19 protein-coding genes are annotated in these 13,670 nt (G+C 31.9%); 16 read left to right on the top strand and 3 right to left on the bottom strand.

Annotated features, from left to right (window positions below; all coding sequences use genetic code 11):
- Positions 1 to 2: 2 nt before the first annotated feature.
- The 5 genes from WMO18_RS07665 to WMO18_RS07640 all read left to right on the top strand — a co-directional run bounded on the left by WMO18_RS07665 (position 3) and on the right by WMO18_RS07640 (position 4,287).
- The gene (locus WMO18_RS07665; protein WP_211148500.1) at positions 3 to 1,286 is read left to right on the top strand and encodes a diaminopimelate decarboxylase; all 1,284 of its coding nucleotides are present in this window, start codon (positions 3 to 5) and stop codon (positions 1,284 to 1,286) included.
- 369 nt (positions 1,287 to 1,655) lie between these two features.
- Positions 1,656 to 2,090 carry a MarR family winged helix-turn-helix transcriptional regulator gene (locus WMO18_RS07655; protein WP_022506226.1) on the top strand — a complete coding sequence of 145 codons (435 nt, stop codon included), beginning with the start codon at positions 1,656 to 1,658 and terminating at the stop codon, positions 2,088 to 2,090.
- A 24-nt stretch (positions 2,091 to 2,114) separates the two neighbouring features.
- On the top strand, positions 2,115 to 3,467 hold the full coding sequence (locus tag WMO18_RS07650) for a citrate/2-methylcitrate synthase (RefSeq protein ID WP_211148580.1): 1,353 nt from the start codon (positions 2,115 to 2,117) through the stop codon (positions 3,465 to 3,467).
- The gene (locus tag WMO18_RS07645; protein WP_022506224.1) at positions 3,464 to 3,877 is read left to right on the top strand and encodes a MarR family winged helix-turn-helix transcriptional regulator; all 414 of its coding nucleotides are present in this window, start codon (positions 3,464 to 3,466) and stop codon (positions 3,875 to 3,877) included. The genes WMO18_RS07650 and WMO18_RS07645 overlap by 4 nt, the downstream gene beginning before the upstream one ends.
- A gap of 131 nt (positions 3,878 to 4,008) precedes the next feature.
- Positions 4,009 to 4,287 carry a transposase gene (locus tag WMO18_RS07640; RefSeq protein ID WP_211148579.1) on the top strand — a complete coding sequence of 93 codons (279 nt, stop codon included), beginning with the start codon at positions 4,009 to 4,011 and terminating at the stop codon, positions 4,285 to 4,287.
- A gap of 29 nt (positions 4,288 to 4,316) precedes the next feature.
- Here the strand turns inward: WMO18_RS07640 and WMO18_RS07635 are convergent, their stop codons facing one another.
- Both WMO18_RS07635 and WMO18_RS07630 read right to left on the bottom strand, forming a co-directional pair.
- Positions 4,317 to 4,451, bottom strand: coding sequence for a response regulator (locus tag WMO18_RS07635; protein ID WP_437127964.1), 135 nt, complete (start codon positions 4,449 to 4,451; stop codon positions 4,317 to 4,319).
- An 11-nt stretch (positions 4,452 to 4,462) separates the two neighbouring features.
- Positions 4,463 to 4,603 (bottom strand): hypothetical protein, encoded by a 141-nt coding sequence (locus WMO18_RS07630; protein WP_211148578.1) that lies wholly within the window; start codon positions 4,601 to 4,603, stop codon positions 4,463 to 4,465.
- A 593-nt stretch (positions 4,604 to 5,196) separates the two neighbouring features.
- Here WMO18_RS07630 and WMO18_RS07625 point away from each other — a divergent pair.
- From WMO18_RS07625 to WMO18_RS07605, 5 genes are all read left to right on the top strand, one after another.
- On the top strand, positions 5,197 to 5,424 hold the full coding sequence (locus WMO18_RS07625; RefSeq protein WP_367286510.1) for a hypothetical protein: 228 nt from the start codon (positions 5,197 to 5,199) through the stop codon (positions 5,422 to 5,424).
- Complete coding sequence (locus WMO18_RS07620; protein ID WP_329979098.1) at positions 5,421 to 6,005, top strand: zinc dependent phospholipase C family protein; 585 nt, start codon at positions 5,421 to 5,423, stop codon at positions 6,003 to 6,005. The genes WMO18_RS07625 and WMO18_RS07620 overlap by 4 nt, the downstream gene beginning before the upstream one ends.
- 21 nt (positions 6,006 to 6,026) lie before the next feature.
- Complete coding sequence (locus WMO18_RS07615) at positions 6,027 to 6,581, top strand: phosphatase PAP2 family protein (RefSeq protein ID WP_329979100.1); 555 nt, start codon at positions 6,027 to 6,029, stop codon at positions 6,579 to 6,581.
- Between the two features lie 145 nt (positions 6,582 to 6,726).
- Positions 6,727 to 7,365, top strand: a complete 639-nt coding sequence (locus WMO18_RS07610) for a HEAT repeat domain-containing protein (protein ID WP_367286509.1) — start codon at positions 6,727 to 6,729, stop codon at positions 7,363 to 7,365.
- A 271-nt stretch (positions 7,366 to 7,636) separates the two neighbouring features.
- Positions 7,637 to 7,909 carry a Bax inhibitor-1/YccA family membrane protein gene (locus WMO18_RS07605; protein WP_329979103.1) on the top strand — a complete coding sequence of 91 codons (273 nt, stop codon included), beginning with the start codon at positions 7,637 to 7,639 and terminating at the stop codon, positions 7,907 to 7,909.
- A 92-nt stretch (positions 7,910 to 8,001) separates the two neighbouring features.
- On the opposite strand, the gene WMO18_RS07600 is transcribed toward WMO18_RS07605, so the two are convergent.
- A complete protein-coding gene (locus WMO18_RS07600; RefSeq protein WP_329979105.1) occupies positions 8,002 to 9,321 on the bottom strand; it encodes a dockerin type I repeat-containing protein in 1,320 nt (439 codons plus the stop codon).
- Between the two features lie 198 nt (positions 9,322 to 9,519).
- On the opposite strand from WMO18_RS07600, the gene WMO18_RS07595 reads away from it, so the two are divergent.
- From WMO18_RS07595 to WMO18_RS07570, 6 genes are all read left to right on the top strand, one after another.
- Complete coding sequence (locus tag WMO18_RS07595) at positions 9,520 to 9,678, top strand: hypothetical protein (RefSeq protein ID WP_329979107.1); 159 nt, start codon at positions 9,520 to 9,522, stop codon at positions 9,676 to 9,678.
- Positions 9,679 to 9,785: 107 nt separating this feature from the next.
- Positions 9,786 to 10,001, top strand: coding sequence for an SPASM domain-containing protein (locus WMO18_RS07590; RefSeq protein ID WP_211148263.1), 216 nt, complete (start codon positions 9,786 to 9,788; stop codon positions 9,999 to 10,001).
- Positions 10,002 to 10,364: 363 nt separating this feature from the next.
- Entirely contained in the window at positions 10,365 to 10,727 is a 363-nt protein-coding gene (locus WMO18_RS10965; protein WP_211148266.1) for an ABC transporter substrate-binding protein, read from the top strand.
- A 503-nt stretch (positions 10,728 to 11,230) separates the two neighbouring features.
- Positions 11,231 to 11,590 carry a TnpV protein gene (locus WMO18_RS07580; RefSeq protein WP_348982027.1) on the top strand — a complete coding sequence of 120 codons (360 nt, stop codon included), beginning with the start codon at positions 11,231 to 11,233 and terminating at the stop codon, positions 11,588 to 11,590.
- A 238-nt stretch (positions 11,591 to 11,828) separates the two neighbouring features.
- Positions 11,829 to 12,008 (top strand): hypothetical protein, encoded by a 180-nt coding sequence (locus WMO18_RS07575; protein ID WP_211148262.1) that lies wholly within the window; start codon positions 11,829 to 11,831, stop codon positions 12,006 to 12,008.
- 99 nt (positions 12,009 to 12,107) lie between these two features.
- Positions 12,108 to 13,670: hypothetical protein (locus WMO18_RS07570; protein ID WP_367286508.1), on the top strand; the 1,563-nt coding region annotated here is incomplete at its 3' end.

Below are 13,670 nucleotides of genomic sequence, written 5' to 3'. Positions count from 1 at the left end.
AAATGGAGAAGAAGCCATTTATTACTTTGGAACAGGCTAAGGATATTATTAAGGACATTCCTACACCATTCCACATTTATGACGAAAAGGGTATTAGAGAAAATGCTAGAGCACTTAACAAGGCTTTTAGTTGGAACAAAGGTTATAAGGAATATTTTGCAGTAAAAGCTACTCCTAACCCATATCTAATGAAGATTTTACAAGAAGAGGGTTGTGGTATGGACTGCTCTTCTTATACAGAACTTGAACTATGTGAGGCTTGTGGTATCACAGGTAGTGACATTATGTTTAGTTCAAATGTTACACCTGTACAAGATATGAAAAAGGCTTATGAACTAGGTGCTAACATTAACCTTGATGATTTAACTCATGTTGAATTTATCAAAAAGGTTTGTGGTGTTCCAAAGACAATTTGTTGCAGATATAATCCGGGTGGTGTTTTTAAACTAGCTGATAGTGAAGAAAAAGTTCAGGTTATGGATACTCCCGGTGACTCAAAGTATGGTATGAGTGAAGAACAAATGGTTGAAGCATTTACTGAACTTAAAAAGGCCGGTGCTGAAGAATTTGGTATTCACGCATTTTTAGCATCAAATACCGTTTCAAATGAATATTATCCTGAACTAGCCGGTATTCTATTTAACCTAGCAGTTAGACTACACAAGAAAACAGGTGTACATATTAAGTTTATCAACCTTTCAGGTGGTGTTGGTGTTGATTATAAACCTGAACAGCCAAAGAATGACATTGCTATTATCGGTGAAGGTGTTAGAAAAAAATTTGAAGAAATCCTTGTTCCTGAGGGAATGGGCGATGTAGAAATCTACACAGAACTTGGAAGATATATGCTTGCACCATACGGTGCTTTGGTTGCTACTGCAATTCATGAAAAGCATATTTATAAGGAATATATTGGTCTTGATGCTTGTGCAGCAAACCTAATGCGTCCTGCAATGTATGGTTCTTATCACCATATTACTGTTCTTGGTAAAGAAAATGAACCTTGCGACCATAAGTATGATGTTACAGGTGGCCTATGCGAAAATAACGATAAATTCGCTATTGACAGAATGTTACCAAAGATTGATATGGGTGACATTATCTATATTCATGATGCCGGTGCTCATGGTTTCTCAATGGGTTACAACTACAACGGTAAGCTAAGAAGTGCAGAGGTACTACTAAAGGAAGATGGCTCACATAAATTAATTAGAAGAGCAGAAACTCCAGGTGACTACTTTGCTACTTTTGACTTTTCTGATGACTTTAAGTTACCAAAAGACTAATTTTAATTAAGCAATTTTCAGAGATTATGATTAATTTCATAATCTCTGTTTTTTTAAAGAGGTGTATTTTGTTAAGACAAATACAGTATTTTCATTGAGTGATAAAGGTGCTTTCATTACAGGTACAGACTTTATGTGTGATGGTGGTGCTACTGCCAGTTATCACTATGGCTCATTAAAACCTTAATTTCTTAATAATCTTATTACCGACTACAGAAAAGTAGTCGGTATTTTTATATTTGTACAAAATTAATTATATTATAGTGAATGTTTAGTGAAAATTATGTGTGCAACCCTTGATTTACTTGACTTTTATACAAATTAGTGTTATACTTCTTAATAGTTCGTTACCGAACTAAGAGGTACTTTATGGAAGCAAATGAACTGTTGTCTGTTGCTAGACAGATTAAAAAATTAATTAATAAAAAAATGGAACCGGTTTTAGCCGATTGTGAATTAAAACCTATTGAGGTTGATATATTGGTGTTCTTATATAATCACCCATATGTGGATACTTCAAAGGAAATAATGAAGATATTTCATTTATCCAAAGCTCATATTTCTCATTCTTTGGATAACCTAAGAGAGAATGGTTATATTCGTCTTGCTGAGGACAGTAAAGACCACAGAATAATGCATATTATTATTGAAAAAAGAGCAATGGATATAATAGATAAAGTTGATAAAGTGTATTGTAATTGTAAAAATGTAATTCAAAAGGAAATCACAAAAGATGAAATTTCTGTACTTAAATCTATAATACACAAAATTAATGACAATGTAGAAAAGGAACTTAACTCATAGTTCTTTATACGAAGGGAGTTATTTATGGATAAGCTACTTAATTATGCAAAAAGTAATGTTGATTTGTGTGTTACTCATGACTCAATCAACAAAGGCTTATATGCAGAGTATGGTGTAAAAAAAGGCTTAAGAGATGAAAACGGTCAAGGTGTTTTAACAGGACTTACAAATATATCTCAAATTACTGCCTTTAAATTTATTGATGGAGTAAAGACACCTTGTGATGGTGAACTTCTTTATCGTGGATATAATGTTCAAGATATTGTAAATGGCTCAACAGGTAAGAAGTTTATTTTTGAAGAGGGTGCATATCTTCTATTATTTGGTGAACTTCCAACAGAAAGTCAGTTAAGCAAATTCAAAATTGCTCTTTCTGACGGTATGGAACTACCAACTAACTTTACTCGTGATGTAATTATGAAAGCTCCTACTGCTGACATTATGAACTCAATGACTAGAAGTATTCTTACTTTAGCATCATATGATAAAGATAAGGACAACCTTGAACTTTCTAATGTATTAAGACAATGTATGATGCTTATTAGTACATTCCCAATGATGGCAGCATATGCGTATCACGCATATAACCACTACGAAAATAACGGTAGTATGTATATTCATAGACCTGATCCTGAACTTTCTATTGCTGAGAACTTTCTTCGTATGATTAGACCGGATCAAAAATATACAGAACTTGAAGCAAGAGTTCTTGATATTGCTTTACTACTTCATATGGAACATGGTGGTGGTAATAACTCAACCTTTACAACAAGAGTTGTTACTTCTTCAGGTTCAGATACATATTCAGCTATTGCTGCTGCTATGTCATCACTAAAAGGTAAGAAGCATGGTGGTGCTAACATTATGGTTATGAATATGATTGATGATATTCGTCATCATGTATCTGATTTCTATGATGAAGATGAAATTAAAAATTATCTAAAAAAGATTCTTAATAAAGAAACATTTGATAAGCAAGGTCTTATCTATGGTATGGGTCATGCAGTTTATTCATTATCTGACCCAAGAGAAAAAGTATTTAAGAGATTTGTTGAACAGCTTGCAGAAGAAAAGCATCGCAATGATGATATGACTTTATATAACAACATTGAAAAATTAGCACCAAAGGTTATTGCTGAAAAGAGAAAGATTTACAAAGGTGTTAGTCCTAATGTTGACTTCTACAGTGGCTTTGTTTACGATATGCTGGGTATTCCTAAGGAACTATACACACCGTTGTTTGCAATTGCAAGAATAGTTGGTTGGAGTGCTCACCGTATTGAGGAACTTGTAACTACTGATAAGATTATCAGACCTGCATACAAGAGCCTTGTAACAAATAAAGATTATGTAAAAAGAGAGGACAGATGTAATTGAGTAGTATCCAAGAAGATTTCTTTCTAAGAAGTATTAATATTGACAATATATTCAAAACTTTTGAAAAAGCTGATTATCTATTTTTATATAGCATAAAGCATTGTATGGAAAATTCAGAAATTGAAGATGGTGTTTATCTTTCAGATTTAGCTGAATATATGCATATGTCTATTACGGATATTTCCAAAGCAGTAAAAAAGCTTCAGCAAAAAGGTTATGTAGAATGGCATACCGATGATAAAAAAGAAAGAACATATATCACTCCTACAACTAAGGCAGTTTCTGAGATGCATGGCCAGAAAGAAAGTTTAGTAAGTGCTTATAGCAAGATTATCGCTAATATTGATGGAGAAGATTTAAAAACTACTATTGATACACTTGCTAAAATTAGAAAAATTTTAGGTGAATAAATAATTAAAGGTCTGTAGAAATACAGACCTTTCAGCATGTCGAAAAAGTCCAGCGAAAGCTGGGCTTTTGTTGTTTATGGTGGTATAATAAAGATGGTGATGAAGATGTTAGAAAAGGAGAGTAAACAGAAGTGCCTGTAGCTGCAAAAAGATATGCCGATGAACTGTTAAAAGAAATTAACGCCGACAGAGAAGCACATGGTAAAGCACCTTTCGATGATGATAAAAACGGATATATATTAGGAGTAGAAGTTACGCCCGGCAATGTTCATGACAGTGTAGCTTTTGATGATGTGTATGAAGAAGTAACTGAAAGGTTTCCAAAAGTAAAAACAATAGTAGCAGACAGTGCGTACAAAACACCACATATATGTAAAAAGTATTCGATGACTGCAGAGTTCTTTCATTAAGAAGGGTTTTGTTATGTAATCATCTGCACCTAAACCAAGTCCAATAATTTTGTCATAATCTCTTCATCTTTAGCAGTAAGAAAGATAACAGGAATATCAGATGATTTACGAATTTCTTTCATAAAGTCAAAACCGTCACCATCAGGTAACATAACTAGAATCATAATATTAGGTGTTATTTCTTTAACTGCTTTTCAGCAGTAGTAATGTTATTTGCAGAAAATATATTTTCATAGCCTTCTTTTCTTAAAGCAGGCTCAATCATATTAATAATTTCTTGTTTATCATCAAGTAAAAATATTTTTGCATCATTCATAATCATTATCCATACTTTCTTGTAAGCAAAAATTATATTACTAAATTTTAACATATTAAGTGGACAATTTCAAATATCACTTTTATAATTGGGTAAAAAATATAATTTAATACCAACCTATTTAATTTATTTGCGTATAAGTAAATGAAAGAAAAAGAAAATAAAGAACTTACAAAAACTACTAGTAGAATTTTTGTACAGTATATATTATTTTATTAAGGTAGGTGATATTATAGATACAATCAATATGATTAACTATTCCATTATGCTTGTATTCTTTGTTTGTTATGCTTATCAATTTTTGTATATTCCTATTTCTTTCTAGTTTCAAACAATCAGTAACACAAATACTATGATGGTCTAAAGGCTATTTACAAATCCTAGGTTAGTATGGCAAAAGACTTTTTAAGTACACATTAAAAGGTAAATTCTCAGTCATTGATATGTTGATGAATATTACACCGGCTAATGTTCTTTTATAGGTTAGCATAATAGTTAATATATTTGCTATAGTAGTTAGTATAATTAAAAGTGATGGCGTATCAACAATCTTATTATCACTTGGACAAAGTGCATTGAATTTGTATTTAACAATGTTCTTTATTGATGCTATCACAACAATAACAGAATGGAAGAAAATTTGTTGTAGTAACATAAAGAAAGTTCTGTACGCATTTACATTTCCGATATTTATGATTACATATATTCCGATTTCTGTAATTGCTCCATTTACTAAATCTGAATGGAAACCTATTAATCATAATAAGTCACTTATACTTAATGACCTAAAGAGTTTCAGAAAGGATGTTGAGTTAAATTGAAAACTGACGATCATCTATTATTGGGTAAATACCTACTTAATATTAAGAAAATAAAGTTATCACCTTTAAAAGAAAAGTGGTTTCTTATTGGATGTGTTGAACCAGACTATAATCCATTTACATATATTAGAGGTTCAATAAAGCACAAATTACTTCATGGTCACAATGCTCCAAATTGCAAGAAACACATTGACAGAATTGTTGAAAAACTTTCTTGCACTACAATATCAACACCATATCAATGGTTCTTATTAGGTACAGCAGTACATTATATTGCAGATTGTTTTACATTTGCACATAATGCATTCTTTACCGGTGGTATGGCACAACATATGAAATATGAAATGCTTTTACAACCTATATTTCATAACTTTGTTATTGGGCTAAAAGAACCACAAAATAAATACAAAACTTATTGTTTTAATCTATCTTTCTATCACAAAATGTATCAGAATGAAAATCGTTCATTCTCGACAGACTGCAAGTATATTGTTGCCTCCACAGAAAAGTTACTAGACAGTTTAGAACTTGTAAAAGATGGAGTGCCACTTCTTTCAACACAAATTAACTTAGCAAAATAATAATTGAAATAAGGTGAAATAATGTTAGATACAATACAAAATATAGACTTTGCAATATTACATTGGATACATAACAATTTACAATGTAACTTCTTAGATTTTATTATGCCTAAGATAACTGCACTGGGTAGTAGTGGTGCAATATGGATAATAGTTGCAATTGCATTTTTAATATCTAAGAAATATCGCAAATATGGAATTATCCTTTCTATAGGATTAATAATGAGTTTATTAATCGGCAATTTACTGTTAAAACCACTGGTAGCAAGACCTAGACCTTGTTGGATTGAAAGTAATTTTCCTTTATTAGTCAGCAATCCTACAGATTATTCTTTTCCATCAGGTCACACTTTAGCATCAACTATTAGTGCAGTAATAATCACATATGCTGATAAGAAATTCGGAATTATAGCAATCATTCTAGCAACTCTAATTACTTTTTCAAGACTATACTTATTTGTTCATTTTCCAAGTGATGTTTTTGCTGCAATAATTTTAGGTGTTATCATAGGTTTATTTGCTATATTTGTATTTAACTTTGTAACACATATTATAAAAAGAAAACTAAATAAATAAAATTAAGTTCATAGATTTGTATGAACTTTTTGTTTAATATGTAAAAATAATTTGGTATATTGTTATATATAATGCTAATATTTTTTCTATTTTCAGTTTAGTATAATATATTTGTATTATTATAAAAACAAGGATATGAATATATATGGTAGTAAAAGATAAAATTGAATTGTTTCTTAGCTATGAAGAATTTAATGAATTTACCCATGAGCAAAAATCATTATTAAAGAAATTGTCATATGACTCAAATTCTTTTGTAAAAGGCTTAGTAGCGTCCTTGATGGTAAAATCTATTGATGAATTTGGTTTTGAAATATTAAGCAGACTATCTAAAGATAAAAATGACTATGTCAGAACAGAAGTATATGATTCATTGTCTGTCTTTAGTGATGCAAATACTGTTCAATTACTTCAAAATGCAATTAGAACAGAAACAAACAATTTAGCGAAAAGTTATGCAATTATGTCATTAGGTGATGTTGTTTATAGTTTAGGAATTTCTAATGACTTTAAAGAATATGTATATAAAATTAAAAGTTGTAATAAGTCAAAAGATTGTATTTTAAGTTGTCTATATTGCTTGTATTTGTTTGGTGAAAATGTTATTGATGAGATTTTCCTATTATTAAATGACAATGATTATCATATTCGATTATCTGCCATATCTATTTTAGAAGAAATCGTTAACAATGATAATTTAGATATTATAATAAGTAAATTGAGTGATAGATTAAAAATTGAAGATTGTAGTTCAGTTATTGATAAGATTAAAAATTTTAAATAAATGAAATAAATAATCAAAAAATGAAATTTAATATTACTTGCAAAGTTGTAGTATATTCAAACCCAATAAAAATAACTTTTAATAACAAATCAAAAATATTAACTTATAAGAATTCTAAAATAACTTTCAATTTTGATGTCGATACAGAATATGAACTAGCAATGCTAATTCTATATACTACTAGAATTATTAAAGTAACTGCAAAATTCAGAAAGTTTATGTTTATACTATTTGGTTCAATTATTATCGGTAGCATTCTCTTCTAATTGTTATGCACTTTATTCCAGGTCTAAATATTGTTGCAATTGGTATTGATGGAATTCTTGCAAATCCCGTAGTAAGTATCATTTCTTCAATTGTCTTTATTATTATTGCAGCAATATTCCTAGTAGCTGACTTTAACGGTATTGAAGAATGTGTTGAAAGAAAGATGGATAAAAGCTATGAATGGATGGCAGCATTTGACCTAGTTTATACAATTGTTCATCTATACTTTAAGATTTTAAATCTTCTTGTTCAAATATTTGTAAGAAATAGCGACTAATAAAATTCATATATAAATTTTAAGGCTTTGACAATTTGTCAAAGCCTTAATTTATGTTTTGTGACCAATGTATTGTCATGCATTGGTCTTTTTTATTCTCTTAATTTTGCCATTAATACTAGGTCACTATTATCCAGTACACCGTCATTATTTATATCACAAGCTATCATTGCTTCATCAGTTAAACCTTCTAATCCAAGTAGAAAGTTCATATATGTATCAGTATCTTTACTGTTCACTGTACCTGTACAATTAACGTCACCTTTAATTATGAAAGTTCTCTCTACAACTTCATTATTTCCTGTAAATCTAACAATCATTCCTGTACCGATTTTACCACTTGAAACTACACTGCCATTCTTAATGAAAGCAATATCATAACCATCATAACTAACATTTTTCTTAAATGTTGCAATAGTTGTATTGGGGCTTACACCGGTAATGTATTTATCACCTATAGTATATGCATTAGTATAAATACCATATGTTTTAGTATTATTATTTTCAATTGTCCTAGTAGTATTTGCTTTTTTACTTTTTAATTCATCGGTTTTTACAATATAAATATTGCTTCCTTTGGTTACGATAATTCTATCCTTATAACCATACAAATATTCAATATTAAAATTAAAAGAATATTCTTTATTAGTTGAACTACTAAAATCAGAATATACTATTTTATTACCACTTGCTTTTGCAATTCCATTTGACAATAAAGCAGTCCTGTTATCTTTGTAACTACCATATTCATTGGTATTAAATAATGAATACACTTTTCCGTTACCACAATAATATTCATCATTAACCATTGACATAGGGAATATGTTGTAATCATTTGATGTTGAATAAATAATATTACCTTTAATATAACACAGTCCATAAGAGGTTAATACAAATTGATAAGTACCGTTTGTAGTATCAATTTGATTAATGTTACTATCAAATTTATATGTATTTACCGGATTACCTTTAGAATTAAATTTATGTAACAAAGACCTATTATTAAAATCCACAAAATAATAGTTATTACTTTTATCTACAGAACAAAGTGTCCACCTAGTTTTTGTGCCATCATTCATAGTTATAGTTTTATACTTACCACTATTATAATTAAATTTTACAACACCTATTTTACCATTATTACTATCGGAAAAGAAATGAAAATAACCACCGGCATAATTACACTTAGTAATTTCAGCATTCGTTTTAATTGTGCTATAGCCATAACCTATTTTATTAACAACAGCAGTTCTATCCTTTACACTAACAATATAGTCATTCTTACTGTCAGCAAAGTAATATAACTTACTGTTATTTAGTAATTTATAACTTGTCCTTGTAACACAATTAGCACTAAAGCAACTTGTTAGTATTAATAATAAAGTAATTAGGATTAATAATATGCGTTTCATACAAAACACCAACATATCTACAAAATATTATATTTAGATTATACAATAACATTATGATATATTGTTGATTTTGTAATTAACTTTCACATATTTTTTATTTATGCAAAGAGACTATGAAAAATTTATAAAAATATTCTAATTGTATAAGTATTTGCAATAACTTATAATTGCAATAATAAGTAGAAAAGAGGAATGGTTATGCCTGCAACAAGTATTTTAATTAAGCCTGCATCATCAGCTTGTAATATCAATTGTAGTTATTGCTTTTACAAAAAGTTATCTGCTAAAAAGGCTTTCAGTTTCAACAATATATACCTTGTCTTGATGATAGTGATACAAAGTCAGAATGGTCTTTAGATGCTAATACATATGGAGAATTTCTCTGTGAGCTATTTGATATTTGGTATAATGATTATGTACATAGTAGTAATATTGATATAAGAATATTCTCTAATTGGGTACAAATGGCAGCCGGATATATGCCTGAATCCTGTGGTATGTCAGGTAAATGTAATTGTTACTTTGTTGTTGAGGGTAACGGCAATGTTTATCCTTGTGACTTTTACTGTACAGATGAGTGGAAACTTGGAACAATTGATGATGATTTCAATAATTTAATTAAGTCAGATAAAGCAAAGAACTTTGTAAGTTGTTCTTTACCCATAAATGATAAATGTTAAAAATGCAAATATTTGTATTTATGTCGTGGTGGTTGCAGAAGATGGAGAGAGACATTTATAAATGTTAAACCGTCATTAAACTGTTTATGTGGTGCATATGAAAAGTTCTTTGAACACTGCATTGATAGAATATATTTATTAGCTAATATCATAAAAAATAAATAATGTTATATTAAGTTGGTTCATTATGAGCCAACTTTTTTATTTCTAATTATAGTATATAGAAAAAATTATGATAAGTTTCATATAGAAAAATTTATAATGTTATTCCTATTAAAATAATAGGTAATAACGAATATGATTTAACCAACACAAGGATGTGGTTCAGATACTTCAAGTAAAACCACTTCCGGTACTAAAGTAATCAGAATTGGTACAACAGGACAAGATGCTGAAAGTTCTTTACTCGATAATGCACAGTATTTTTATAAACTTGGTTATCTACAAGATGGACTTAAGAAAGAAGGATATACTGTTGAGCTTAAGGGTTTTGCTCAAGCAGAACCTGCAGTAAATGAAGCTTTTGCAGCAAATGAAATTGATGTTGCAGTATATGCAGAATTTCCACTAATTACTGCTGTAAGTAATGGATTTGACTTAAAATGTTTTGCACTATCAACATCACAATTAAACTTTGGTCTTTTAGCTAGAAAGGTCAGTGGAATAAAGAGTATCTCTGACCTTGAGGGCAAAAATGTTGTAGTAACACTAGGAACAATATCATAAAAATACTTCTTAGATGTTACAAAGAAAAATAATGTTGATATAAGTAAAATCAACCAGTTAAATTCAATTTTAGATGCTCAAACGTTACTGGCTTCAGGAGATGCTGATGCAGTTGTTTCAACTATATCAAATTTAGCAGTTTTTGAGAATGCCGGTCTTGGAAATATAATTATTGATTCGTCAAATGACAGTAGTCTATCATCAGGTTTCTTATTTGCAGGTAGAAGTCAGTGGCTAAAAGAGAACCCAAAAGCTGCAATTGCTATTTCAAAGGCATTAATTTGTTCTCAAGAAGAGGCTGAGAAAAGCCCTACAGATGTATATAAAAACTAGCTACTAAGGATAGTCCTGAAAGTATTTTTAAGGAAGTTTATAGTTATGATGAAACATTTAGTTTCTTTAAACCTGACATTACAGATGATTACATTAATCGTGCAAAATCAATTAAAAGTTTATGGAATACAATTAACTAATTAAAAGTACGGAAAGCCGAGCAAGAAGTGGTGAAAAAAGCCAAGTGCAAGAAAAACCGGCAGCGTGAGAGCAATGCTGCGCATAGAGCTAAAACCAAGGTGGAACGCTGGGCGGCGAATGACGGTCATAAGTACCCGAAGCGCGTGTACGAACAATGCGGCAAAGAGTTTTATCCGAACAGCACAAGGCAGAGATTTTGCAACACCGACTGTACAAAAATCCATCAGCAGGCAGAAGCATTGTTTTCTCGGCTGGTAAAACAGCTTTCCGAAAAAGAGGGCGTAACGGAAGCCCTCAAAGCGGAAAACCAAACGCTGTGGGTGCAGAGAATGAACAACATCCGTAGCGCTGCTATGGAAATCGTTTCCAGTGAGCTTATATACTGTTAATACTAAGCAAGAAAAGTCGCTGTCACAGACGGTGTCTTTTCCTTTTCGGGTACTATTCAAGAAGTCATAAAGTTCCGTGAGTAATGGAAGAAGGCAATGCTTTGAAAAAAAGATGATAGCAATATTCTGAAAACTACTTGAAATTTTTGTGAAAATCTGCTAAAATATTTTTGTATAACTATGTGGTAGGGGGATTCATATCCTTTTGCCTTAGAAATTATTGAAGGAGGACTTGACTATGGCAAACAGAAATGTGACAATCATTGTCGGCTCGGCTCGGCTTGGCAGGAGCATAGCGCCGTTTTTTCAGCATGTCAAGTCTTATTTTATACAATTTATAACGAACCAATTGCCGGAGACAGGGCGCATTATGCCTTGGCTTCGGCTTTTTGCGTTTGCCGGAAGGATGGTGGTTTGATATTGAAGTCCTAACCACCACCCGTAAACACATCTTTTCTCGGCGTGTCCGCTGCCGGAGAAAGTAAATAGTGGGAAATTAAAAAATGGAGGAACTGTTATGAAGAAAAAAATGTTGGCAGTCTTTATCTGTCTTGTAATGGTAGCTGGATTGATACCGACCGTAGCCTTTGCTGCGGAAAATGAGGTAGATGTTTGGGACGGAACATCTGATACAAGCTGGTATAATGAAACTGATACAGAATTTCATATCAAAACAGCAGAGCAGTTGGCGGGACTTGCAGAACTCACAAATATTGGAATTGATACTGGTGCATCTACAGGTAACACATTTGATAATAAGATTATATATTTAGACTACGACTTAGACCTTGGAGATTATCCTTGGACACCGATTACAAACAGAAATGTAGACGACGGTTATTTCTTTAAAGGAACATTTGACGGACAAGGACATACGATATACAACTTGAACCGTCATGGGATAGGCAACGATTCTTTCGACTCGCTTTTTGGCTATGTGCAGGGCGGTGTAATCAAGAATCTGAATGTTGTAGATGCGGATTTGAGCGCCAATGATTACAGTATGCATGTAGGCATCATAGCTGCATTGGTAGAAAACGGCAAGATCATAAACTGTTATACATCCGGCACTGTAGAAAGTGTCAATGGTTGGCGAAGCATAGGCGGAATTGCAGGATCATGCATGCAAGGTACACAAATTGTTGGATGTGGTTCTGACGCAAACATCATTAGCAGAAAATCCGAATCTAGTGATAGTGTCGGAGGATTGGTCGGCGAATGGTTAAATGCTAACAAAACTTCTGTGATTTCAGACTGTTGGTTTAATGGCTCAATCGTTAGCGAAGATCTGGAGTCTACAGTTGGAGGGTTATTGGCTGTTGGTTACAACAATAATGTAGAAGAAAATGTTAAAATCAATAACTGCATGATGGTAAGCAGCGACTTATCAAGTGCGGAAAAGGAATATACTGCTGTAATTGCTCATCTGACAGGAACCCCAACAGTTGCTGACTGTTTTTATAAAGAAAGTGATAATGGGTATCATGTCATTACGAAATTAGACAAGGGTAGTCTTGCTATTGACACAAGCTTTGATCCGACACCTTGTGCAAAGGCGATAACTGATTTTACAGATAATGATATTCTCGTTTTGTTGCAAAACAATGCCTCACAGGGAGTTGTATGGGTAGAAGGAATAGAACATCCGACTTTTAGTTGGGATTTAACAAACAGGTTGGCTGATTACACAGCTGTCGATGCAGCCATCGCAAGGGCAACGGCTCTTGATAGCAGCCTTTATACAAATTATTCTGCAGTAGAAGATTCCATTAACTCTGTTGACCGAGCAAAAAGCAAAGCCCAGCAAACAGAGGTTGATGCAATGGCGAAAGCTATCGAAGATGCCATTACTGCCCTGCAATACAAGGATGCTGATTACACAAAGGTTGATGCAGCCATTGCCAAAGCAAACGCTTTGAAGAAGGATGACTACAAGGATTTCTCCGGCGTGGAAGCCGCTGTAAATGCTGTGACCCGTGGTAAGAACCTTACGGAGCAGACCGAAGTGGATGCAATGGCGAAAGCTATCGAAGATGCCATTACTGCCCTGCAATACAAGGATGCTGATTACACAAAGGTT

The sequence above is a fragment of the Ruminococcoides intestinihominis genome, assembly GCF_040096285.1.
GTDB lineage: Bacteria > Bacillota > Clostridia > Oscillospirales > Acutalibacteraceae > Ruminococcoides > Ruminococcoides intestinihominis.
This window is presented reverse-complemented; position numbering and strand designations above follow the sequence as displayed.

What these genes read in the sequence shown, in the direction of transcription:
- WMO18_RS07665 (WP_211148500.1), top strand. Translation starts at nt 3, where the DNA reads ATGGAGAAGAAGCCATTTATTACTTTGGAACAGGCTAAGGATATTATT.
- WMO18_RS07655 (WP_022506226.1), top strand. Translation starts at nt 1,656, where the DNA reads ATGGAAGCAAATGAACTGTTGTCTGTTGCTAGACAGATTAAAAAATTA.
- WMO18_RS07650 (WP_211148580.1), top strand. Translation starts at nt 2,115, where the DNA reads ATGGATAAGCTACTTAATTATGCAAAAAGTAATGTTGATTTGTGTGTT.
- WMO18_RS07635 (WP_437127964.1), bottom strand. Translation starts at nt 4,451, where the DNA reads ATGATTCTAGTTATGTTACCTGATGGTGACGGTTTTGACTTTATGAAA.
- WMO18_RS07630 (WP_211148578.1), bottom strand. Translation starts at nt 4,603, where the DNA reads ATGAATGATGCAAAAATATTTTTACTTGATGATAAACAAGAAATTATT.
- WMO18_RS07625 (WP_367286510.1), top strand. Translation starts at nt 5,197, where the DNA reads ATGTTCTTTATTGATGCTATCACAACAATAACAGAATGGAAGAAAATT.
- WMO18_RS07615 (WP_329979100.1), top strand. Translation starts at nt 6,027, where the DNA reads ATGTTAGATACAATACAAAATATAGACTTTGCAATATTACATTGGATA.
- WMO18_RS07610 (WP_367286509.1), top strand. Translation starts at nt 6,727, where the DNA reads ATGGTAGTAAAAGATAAAATTGAATTGTTTCTTAGCTATGAAGAATTT.
- WMO18_RS07605 (WP_329979103.1), top strand. Translation starts at nt 7,637, where the DNA reads ATGCACTTTATTCCAGGTCTAAATATTGTTGCAATTGGTATTGATGGA.
- WMO18_RS07600 (WP_329979105.1), bottom strand. Translation starts at nt 9,321, where the DNA reads ATGAAACGCATATTATTAATCCTAATTACTTTATTATTAATACTAACA.
- WMO18_RS07595 (WP_329979107.1), top strand. Translation starts at nt 9,520, where the DNA reads ATGCCTGCAACAAGTATTTTAATTAAGCCTGCATCATCAGCTTGTAAT.
- WMO18_RS07590 (WP_211148263.1), top strand. Translation starts at nt 9,786, where the DNA reads ATGGCAGCCGGATATATGCCTGAATCCTGTGGTATGTCAGGTAAATGT.
- WMO18_RS07575 (WP_211148262.1), top strand. Translation starts at nt 11,829, where the DNA reads ATGGCAAACAGAAATGTGACAATCATTGTCGGCTCGGCTCGGCTTGGC.